The 9,032-nt window shown below is 66.9% G+C and carries 8 protein-coding genes; 3 read left to right on the forward strand and 5 right to left on the reverse strand.

The features are described 5' to 3' along the window. The first annotated feature begins 25 nt into the window (after positions 1-25). Complete coding sequence (rpoN, locus tag DFR49_RS11120; protein WP_119035798.1) at positions 26-1,525, forward strand: RNA polymerase factor sigma-54; 1,500 nt, start codon at positions 26-28, stop codon at positions 1,523-1,525. A gap of 409 nt (positions 1,526-1,934) precedes the next feature. Here rpoN and DFR49_RS11125 read toward each other — a convergent pair whose 3' ends face one another. Next, the gene (locus DFR49_RS11125; RefSeq protein WP_119035799.1) at positions 1,935-2,933 is read right to left on the reverse strand and encodes a ligase-associated DNA damage response exonuclease; all 999 of its coding nucleotides are present in this window, start codon (positions 2,931-2,933) and stop codon (positions 1,935-1,937) included. A 41-nt stretch (positions 2,934-2,974) separates the two neighbouring features. On the opposite strand from DFR49_RS11125, the gene DFR49_RS11130 reads away from it, so the two are divergent. Then, positions 2,975-5,383, forward strand: a complete 2,409-nt coding sequence (locus tag DFR49_RS11130; protein ID WP_119035800.1) for a ligase-associated DNA damage response DEXH box helicase — start codon at positions 2,975-2,977, stop codon at positions 5,381-5,383. Between the two features lie 231 nt (positions 5,384-5,614). Beyond that, positions 5,615-6,409, forward strand: coding sequence for an aspartyl protease family protein (locus tag DFR49_RS11135; RefSeq protein WP_119035801.1), 795 nt, complete (start codon positions 5,615-5,617; stop codon positions 6,407-6,409). A gap of 159 nt (positions 6,410-6,568) precedes the next feature. Here DFR49_RS11135 and DFR49_RS11140 read toward each other — a convergent pair whose 3' ends face one another. The 4 genes from DFR49_RS11140 to DFR49_RS11155 all read right to left on the reverse strand — a co-directional run bounded on the left by DFR49_RS11140 (position 6,569) and on the right by DFR49_RS11155 (position 9,029). Next, a complete protein-coding gene (locus DFR49_RS11140) occupies positions 6,569-7,372 on the reverse strand; it encodes a DNA adenine methylase (protein ID WP_119035802.1) in 804 nt (267 codons plus the stop codon). Positions 7,373-7,503: 131 nt separating this feature from the next. Continuing rightward, complete coding sequence (locus DFR49_RS11145; protein ID WP_119035803.1) at positions 7,504-8,274, reverse strand: hypothetical protein; 771 nt, start codon at positions 8,272-8,274, stop codon at positions 7,504-7,506. Continuing rightward, entirely contained in the window at positions 8,275-8,634 is a 360-nt protein-coding gene (locus DFR49_RS11150; protein WP_119035804.1) for a hypothetical protein, read from the reverse strand. Continuing rightward, positions 8,631-9,029: a hypothetical protein gene (locus DFR49_RS11155; RefSeq protein WP_147373679.1), complete on the reverse strand. Its 399-nt coding sequence runs from the start codon at positions 9,027-9,029 to the stop codon at positions 8,631-8,633. Before DFR49_RS11155 ends, DFR49_RS11150 begins: the two co-directional genes overlap by 4 nt. Between the last annotated feature and the right edge of the window lie 3 nt (positions 9,030-9,032).

Raw genomic sequence — 9,032 nt, forward strand, 5'->3', positions numbered from 1 at the left:
GCCTTCGCCGGGGTGACGGTGTGCCATGAGCCTCGCCCCGCGCCTCGATCTTCGGCAGACGCAATCGCTGGTGATGACGCCGCAATTGCAGCAGGCGATCCGGCTGCTCGCGCTGTCGAACCTCGAGATCGAGGGGTTCATCGCCGAGGAGATCGAGAAGAACCCGCTGCTCGAATCGGGCGGCAGCGACGACGACGGCCCGGCTGAGCCGGAGCCGCCGACGATCGAGCGCGACGAGCCCGCCGGCACCGACGACCTGCTCACTGGTGGCGACACCCTTGGCGAAGCCGCGCTCGACGTCGATTTCGCGACCGAGAGCTTCCACCACGATTCGCCTGCCGACAGCATCGGCGGGCTCGACGGCTCGCTCGGCATGAGCGGGGCGGCGGGCGGCGCGATGCCCGAGGACGGCCCCGATCTCGATGCCTTCGCCGAGCGCGCGGAAAGCCTCGCCGATCATCTGCTCGCGCAGGCCGGGACGGTGTTTTCGGGGCGCGATGCCGTCATCGCCCAACACCTGATCGACCAGATCGACGAGACCGGCTATCTCGCCGCCTCGCTGCTCGATATCGCCAACCGGCTCGGCGCGCCGCTGGCCGAGGTCGAGGCGGTGCTCGGCCGCATCCAGACTTTCGACCCCACCGGCGTCGGCGCGCGCGACCTTGCCGAATGCCTCGCGCTCCAGGCGAAGGAGGCCGATCGCTACGATCCGTGCATGGCGCGGCTGATCGAGCATCTCGATCTGGTCGCGCGCGGCGATCTCGCGCGGCTGCGGCGGCTGTGCGCGGTCGACGATGAAGATCTCGCCGATATGATCCGCGAGTTGCGCGGCTATGATCCCAAGCCGGGGCTGCGCTTCGGCGGCGAGGCGATGCAGGCGGTGGTGCCCGACCTGTTCATCGCGCGGCGGCCGCCGGGCTGGGCGATCGAGATCAACGCGGCAACGCTGCCGCGCGTGCTCGTCAACCGCCGCTATTATGCCGAATTGTCGTCGGGGCCGCAGAACAAGGCTTCGAAGGCATGGCTTTCGGATTGCCTCGCGAACGCCAACTGGCTGGTCAAGGCGCTCGACCAGCGCCAGCGCACGATCATCAAGGTCGCGACCGAAATCGTGAAGCAGCAGGAAGCGTTCTTCCTCAAGGGCGTCGCGCATCTGAAGCCGATGACGCTGCGCCAGGTCGCCGACGCGATCGAGATGCACGAATCGACCGTCAGCCGGGTCACCAGCAACAAGTATCTCTCGTGCGCACGCGGGCTGTTCGAACTCAAATATTTCTTCACCTCGGCGATCGCGGCGGCCGATGGCGGCGACGCGGTGTCGGCCGAGGCGGTCAAGAGCGCGATCCGCGCGCTGATCGCTGCCGAAGACCCCAAGAAGATCCTGTCGGACGACACCTTGGTCGATCTGCTCAAGGCCAGGGGCTTCGACATCGCCCGGCGCACGGTGGCCAAATATCGCGAGGCGATGGGGATCGGCAGCTCGGTCCAGCGGCGGCGCCAGAAGGCGCTCGAAGGGGTGGGATAGGCGCTGCCGCAGCGCGGAAGGTTACAAAGGTTACACTACGTCCCCCCTGGCTCCCCCCTCCCCGACGCGGCGCCGGATAGGTACGGCCGTTCGATCGGCAAAAAGGCCGATGCGCGCGCGATCAACCGAATCAAAGAGCGATGCGCAACATGGCACAAAGACAGGGCTGTAGGACAGTGAAAAGAACAAAGAGAGATCACGCAAGAGCGAAGAAGAGGAGGAGGAAGATTTACGCGCAGAGGCGCGGAGGCGCAGAGATCCGAAGCCACAAGAGCCGTCATCCCAGCGCAGGCTGGGGTCCATCGCTGGCTGTGGTGCCGATCGCGAGAGACATCGACCCCAGACGCTATTCTCTGCGCGTCTCTGCGCCTCCGCGCGAACCGATCTTATTCGCGGCGGCGGGCGACCGTCAGTCATCCTCGTCCTCATAGCCCACGAGCGCCAATGCGCGGGCCGTGATCTGGTGGGTCGCGCACCAGTGAACGAGCGCGTCCTCGTGGCCGTGGGTGACCCAGACCTCCCTTGGGGCGATCTCGCGGATGGTGGCGGTGAGTTCGTCCCAATCGGCATGGTCGGAGAGGATCAGCGGCAGCTCGACGTTGCGCTGGCGGGCGCGCTGGCGCACGCGCATCCAGCCGCTCGCCATCGCGGTGATCGGATCGGGCAGCCGCCGCGACCAGCGATCGTTAAGCGCCCCCGGCGGCGCGACAACGATCCGCCCCATCAATTCGGCCTTGGGCACTCCGGTCGCCGCACGCAGCTCACCCAGATCGACGCCGTGGTCGACGTAGAGATCGCACAGGCGCTGCACCGCGCCGTGGATATAGATCGGATCGTCATGCCCCATGTCGCGCAATTCGCGGATCACACGCTGCGCCTTGCCGAGCGCATAGGCGCCCACCAGCACGCAGCGCGTCGGGTTGGCGTGCAGCGCCGCGAGCAGCTTGTCGATCTCGTCATGCGTTTCGGGGTGACGGAATACCGGCAGCCCGAAGGTCGCCTCGGTGATGAAGATATCGCACGGCACCGGCTCGAAACCCGCGCAAGTGGGATCGGGGCGGCGCTTGTAATCGCCCGAGACGACGACACGCTCGCCGCGCCAGTCGAGCGCGATCTGCGCCGAGCCGAGGACATGGCCGGCAGGCACGAACGTCACCTCGACCTCGCCGAGCGTCAGCGGTTCGCCATAGGCGACGGGTTTGCCGGCTTGCGGACCGTAGCGCGTCGCCATGATCGCCAGCGTCTCGGGGGTCGCCCACACCGCGCCGTGGCCGCCGCGCGCGTGATCGGCATGGCCGTGCGTAACGAGCGCGCGCGGGCTGGGCAGCGAGGGATCGATCCACGCATCGGCCGGCGCGACGTAGATTCCGTGCGCGTGGGGTTCGATCCAGTCGCCGAGCGTTGCCATCCTGCCTATATGATCGGGATGGCCGGCGGTTCCCACCTCGCATGAGCGACCTTCCCGCCGTGCTCGCAACCTGGTTCGCGAATCGCGGCTGGGCGCCGCGGCGGCATCAGCTCGAGATGCTCGATCAAGCGCGCGCCGGGCGTCACGCATTGCTCGTCGCGGCCACCGGCGCAGGCAAGACGCTGGCGGGCTTTCTGCCGACGCTCACCGAACTAATCACGACGCCGACCGATGGGCTCCACACGCTCTACGTCTCGCCCCTGAAGGCGCTCGCGGTCGACGTGCAGCGCAATCTGCTCACCCCGATCGCGGAAATGGGGCTCGACATCCGCGTCGAGACGCGCACCGGCGACACGCCGAGCGACCGCAAGGCGCGCCAGCGCGCGCGGCCACCGCAAATCCTGCTGACCACGCCCGAATCGCTGTCGCTGCTGCTCTCCTATCCCGACAGTTTCACGATGTTCGCCGGTCTGAAAACGATCATCGTCGACGAGGTCCACGCCTTCGCCACCGGCAAGCGCGGCGACCTGCTCGCGCTGTCGATGGCGCGGCTGCAACGCATCGCGCCGGGGATGCGGCGGGTGGCGCTGTCCGCGACGGTGGCCGATCCGGACGGCTATCGCGCGTGGCTCGTGCCCGATGGCGATATCGACACAGTCGCTCTGGTGGAGGGCGAGCCCGGCGCGGCGCCCATCGTCGATATCCTGCTGCCCGAGGGCCGCGTGCCCTGGTCCGGCCATTCGGGGCGCTATGCCGCCGAACAGGTGATGGCCGAGATCGAGACCCACAAGACGACGATCGTGTTCTGCAACACGCGCAGCCTGGCCGAGCTGATCTTTCAGGATCTGTGGAAGGTCAATGCGATGAACCTGCCGATCGGGGTGCATCACGGCAGCCTGGCGCGCGAGGCGCGACGCAAGGTGGAAGGCGCGATGGCGGCCGGGCGGCTGCGCGCGCTGGTCGCGACGTCGAGCCTCGATCTGGGGGTCGACTGGGGCGATGTCGATTGCGTGATCCAGATGGGCGCGCCCAAGGGCGCCTCGCGGCTGTTGCAGCGGATCGGGCGCGCCAACCACCGGCTCGACGACCCGAGCGAAGCGATCGTGGTACCGGGCAACCGCTTCGAATATCTGGAAGCGCGCGCAGCGCTGGACGCGGTGGAAGCGGGCGAGCTCGACAACGAGCCGTTCCGCGCGGGCGCGCTCGACGTGCTCGCGCAGCATGTGATGGCCTGCGCGTGCGCGGCGCCGTTCCGCGAGGACGAATTGCTCGACGAGGTGCGATCGGCCTTGCCCTATTCGGCGCTGACCGACACCGCCTTCGCGCGCGTGCTCGGCTTCATCCGCGACGGCGGCTATGCGCTCAAGGCCTATGACCGCTTCAAGCGATTGACGCAGGACAGCGACGGCATCTGGCGCGTCAGCCATCCGCGCTTCGTCCAGCAGCACCGGATGAACGCCGGCATCATCGTCGAGGCGACGATGCTCACTGTGCGCTTCAAAAACGGCCGCAAGCTCGGCAAGGTCGAGGAGGGCTTCGCGGCGACGCTCTCCCACGGCGATACGTTCTTCTTTGCCGGGCTCAGCCTCGAAGTCGAGAAGATCGATACCGAGGATCTGATCGTGCGCGCGACCACCCGCCCCGCGCGCATCCCGACCTACGGCGGTGCGCGGATGCCGATCTCGACCAATCTGGCGGGGCGCGTGCGCGGCTTTCTCGCCAGCCCGGAACAATGGCATCGCTTCCCCGGCGACGTGCGCGAATGGCTGGAAATGCAGGCGTTTCGCTCGGCGCTGCCGCGGCCCGACCAGCTTCTCGTCGAGACCTTCCCGCGCGAGGGGCGGCATTACATGGTCGCGTACAGTTTCGAGGGCTGGAACGCGCATCAGTCGCTCGGCATGCTGGTGACGCGGCGGATGGAAAGCCAGGGATTGAAGCCGCTGGGCTTCGTTGCCAGCGATTATGCGATCGGCACCTATTCGCTGGAGCCGGTGCGCGATCCCGCGCGCCTGTTCTCGCCCGACATCCTCGAGCACGAATTCGTCGATTGGGTGCGGCAATCGCACCTGTTGAAACGCGCCTTCCGCGAGGTCGCGGTGATCGGCGGGCTGGTCGAGCGCCAGCATCCGGGCAAGCGCAAGACCGGCAAGCAAGTCACTTTCTCGACCGACCTGATCTACGACGTGCTGAGCAAATACGAACCCGATCACCTGCTGCTCGGCGCCGCCTGGGCCGATGCGCGCGCCAAGATGACCGATGTCGGCCGGCTCGCCGACCTGCTCGATCGCGCCGCCGCGACGATGGTGCATGTCGCCGCCGATCGCGTGACGCCGCTCGCGGTGCCGGTGCTGACGCTGATCGGGCGCGAGCGCGTCGCCACCGGCCTCGCCGACGACGCGCTGCTCGCCGAGGCCGAAACGCTCGCGACGGAGGCGATGCGGCGCGATTGAAGGCTGCCGGCCGCGTTTCGGGCACGCGATATCGTTTGTGATAGGACCGAAACGGGTGTAGTATCGGTTTATGTCACGGCTTGCAGCCATCGGACTGTCGATCGCACTCGCGGGCGCGGCACCGGCCCCCGAGATCAGCCAGACCGTGCCCAAGCCGGCCCCCCCCCGCAGACCGCGTCCCCCTCCGGCGTCGAACACATCCTGCTGCTGCTGGGCGACGCCCAGGCGCGAATGACGGTTCCCGTTTCCATCGGTACCACCGGGCCGTACAATTTCATCGTCGATACCGGCTCCGAGCGCAGCGTCGTCTCGCGCGAACTCGCAGGTCAGTTGAAGCTCGCCGCGGGCCCCTCGGTTCGGATGACGGCGATCACCGGCGCGAGCACGGTCGGCACGGTGATCGTGCCCTCGCTCAATATCAGCGACGTCAAGAGTAGCCAGATCGCGGCGCCGGCGCTCGAATCGGCCCATCTCGGCGCCCCCGGCATGGTGGGAATCGACGCGCTCCAGGGCCATGCGGTGTCGATCGACTTCGATCGCCGCGAGATGACCGTGCGGCCGATGAGCAAGCGTCCGCACGAAAGGCCCGAGCGCAACGAGATCATCGTCAAGGCCAAGAATCGCTACGGCCAGCTCATCGTGACCGATGCCGCCTATCACGGCAGGCGCATCTCGGTCGTCGTCGATACCGGCTCGCCGATCACGATCGGCAACCTCGCGCTGCGGCGGCGCCTGAGCGTCAAGCCAACCCAAATCGGCATGGTCAAGATCATGTCGGTGACCGGCGATATCCTGACGGCCGATTATCTGGAGATCGATCGCCTCACGATCGGCGATGTCGGCTTCAGCCATGTGCCGATCGCCTTCGCCAATGTGACGCCGTTCAAACGCTTCGACCTGCTTGACGAGCCCGCGCTGCTGCTCGGCATGGATACGCTGCGGCTGTTCCGCAACGTCGATATCGACTTCACCAATCGCGAAATCCGCTTCACCGTTCCGCGCGACACGCCCGGAATCCGGAGCTGACGCACGGCGGCGTTTGTTTAGCGGCGCCGGCCCTCTCCCCCACCCCACCTCCCAGTCAGCATAATGTCATGGGAGGTGGGGTGGGGGTGTAGCCGGACGCGACGTTTTGGAGTCTTTGACACTTGAATCTGGAGCACTCGAATTTTGATCGGCGGTCGGTCACGGGCCGCTGATAATGAGTTCGCGACCAGCCGTCACCTTCCCCGACACGCGATAGCTGAGTTCAACCGCCTCGATAGCGAAGCCGGCGAACAAATCGCGGATATCCGGCGTGTCGTTGATCGACAAAATGAAGCGCCCCCTTATCGCCTCTAAGAGGCCCCTCAGCCGGTCGAAATCAGCCTCTGAAAACACGTCAGCGCCATAGTCGCCCTCGTTCCCGCGATAGGGCGGGTCGAGATAGAACAGCGTCCCCGGCCGATCGCAGCGTTGGATGAAGACGTCGTAGGGCAGACGTTCGATCTGGACCGCTTCCAGCCGGTCATGAATGTCCTGAAGCAGCGGCTCTAACGTCGAGAGACGGAATTTGCTGGGGGCCGTGTAGCTGACGCCGAAGCTGCGCCCGACGACCTTCCCACCGAACGCGGTGCGTTGGAGGTAGAGGAATCGGGCCGCGCGCTCCAGATCGGTGCACGTCGCCGGATCGACGTCGAGAAGGCGGTCGAATTCTGCTCGGCTGGCGAACCGCCATTTGAGCATGTCGAGAAACGGCTGATAATGGCGCTGGAGGATGCGGAACAGCGTCGTCACGTCGGCTGAGATATCGTTGATGATCTCCGCCTTCGGGCGGCGGGTGCGGCGGAAGAACACGCCCCCCATGCCAACGAACGGCTCCGCGTAGGTGTCGTGGTCGATCGCGTCGATCAACGCGACCAGGCGGCGGCTCAGGTTGCGCTTGCCGCCAATGTAGCCCGCCGGGGGACGGACGGGTTGGACAGCCGCAAGCGGGCTGGACTCGATCATGATCTACACCTCATAACGCCCCGGCCGGTGCGCCCGGTGGGGGAATTGAGCGCGGCGGCCGCCGCGCGAGATGCAGGCGCAGTTCCTGCGGCAAAGGGCGCGCCAACGCCCGAGCCTCCCCCTTTTTTACGTCACACCCATTGCTCGATCCCGAGTTCCCAGCGTGAGCGTTTCGGATCGCGGCGCTCGAAGCTGCGGAAGCGATCAAAGGTGCCGTAGTGGATGCGGTTGCGCAGACCGGTCGAGGCGGCCGGGTCTTCGACGACCAGGACCGGCCGGGTCTCACCACGATCGAGCGCGAGATCGTAGAGCGCGTCGACCTCGGCCGTCGTCAGGTCGCCCAGCGTCCACGAATAGCCCCCCTTGCGTGCACCCTCGACGGTCCCGAAGCCGCCGCCGGGTAAAGACGTCTTGGTCCCCGTGTCGATGATGCGCCGTCCTGCCCCCCACTCTTTATCGAAGCTCGGCACGAAGGCTTGGCCTGCCATCACAACCCCCGCCATCAGCGCCGGTTGTCCAGCCGGCTGGGTAAGCGCGAGCCGGATATAACGCACGTTGGCGGCCGTCCCGTGCCAAAGCGCATGGCTGACGGTCGGCGCGGCGCCCACGCGATCGGGGACGCGCAGCGCTCCGGCCGGTTTGATGACCGAATCGGTGTAGCTCGCCGCACCGCCGCTGATCGTCCAGGACGCGGCCGCTGCCGGCGCGCGCGCATAGCCGAGAAAAACCGTGTCGATCGCGCGCGAGGTGCCCAGATCGATGTCGATCGTCGCCGCACTGCCGGAAGCGCTATCGGCCCAAACCTCCTTGGGGTCGGGCGTCAGCAGATTTGCGATCGCAGACCCGCGCGAGGCCGTGATCGCCGCGATCGCCGTGGGGGCAAGGATCAGGATGCGCGCCATTCAGAGTCTCCGCAGAACGGTCACCGTCGACAGCCCCGTCGCGAGATCGTCCTGCGCGAACAGGACGAACACATCCATGCCCTCCTCATAGCCGAGCCGATCGATCGTCACGGTGATCACTTGCCCCCGCCGGTGGCGCCATTCGCCGGGCAGAAGGTGCTCTTCAGTCGCCAACGGCCCGCCGAAGAAGATAAGTTGCCGCTCCCCTTCATTGGCGGCCGCCTCTTTCGAAGCGAGCGCGCTGGCCCGCTCGACCGTCATGGCACTATCGCCCCAGCGGTCGAGGCGGCCAGCGTCCTCGACGATCTTAAAAAGCGCGTCCGCCTGGAGCCATTCGGCGAAGAGCGCGTCGACGCTCACGCCACCGCCAACCCGACGCCGGTCACCAAGCACCGCAGCTTGCCGTTCCACGCCTCGGCCGCGTACCGATCGTCAAGCGCCAGCACGGCGGTGCGCACGGTCTCGAACGCCTCGCTATTGAGGATGTCGGTCAACGGCGCCAAAAAGGTAGCGCGCTCCGCCGCGGCCGCATCCGCCAGCGCCGACTGATATGCGCCGACCAGCGTCTGCCACTCGCCGATCGCGGCGGCGATCGCCGCGAGCTGATCTGACGACAGTGCCGCGATCTGATCCGTCGTCATACCGCCGACCTGCGCGCCGCTCAGCTCGCCGAGATCGGCCGCGGAGTAAGCCGCCAGTTCGGCGGAGGTGAGCGCCGCGATCTGCGCCGCCGTCATCGTCTTGATATCGTCCATCGT

Source organism: Hephaestia caeni, assembly GCF_003550065.1.
Classification (GTDB): domain Bacteria; phylum Pseudomonadota; class Alphaproteobacteria; order Sphingomonadales; family Sphingomonadaceae; genus Sphingomonas; species Sphingomonas caeni_A.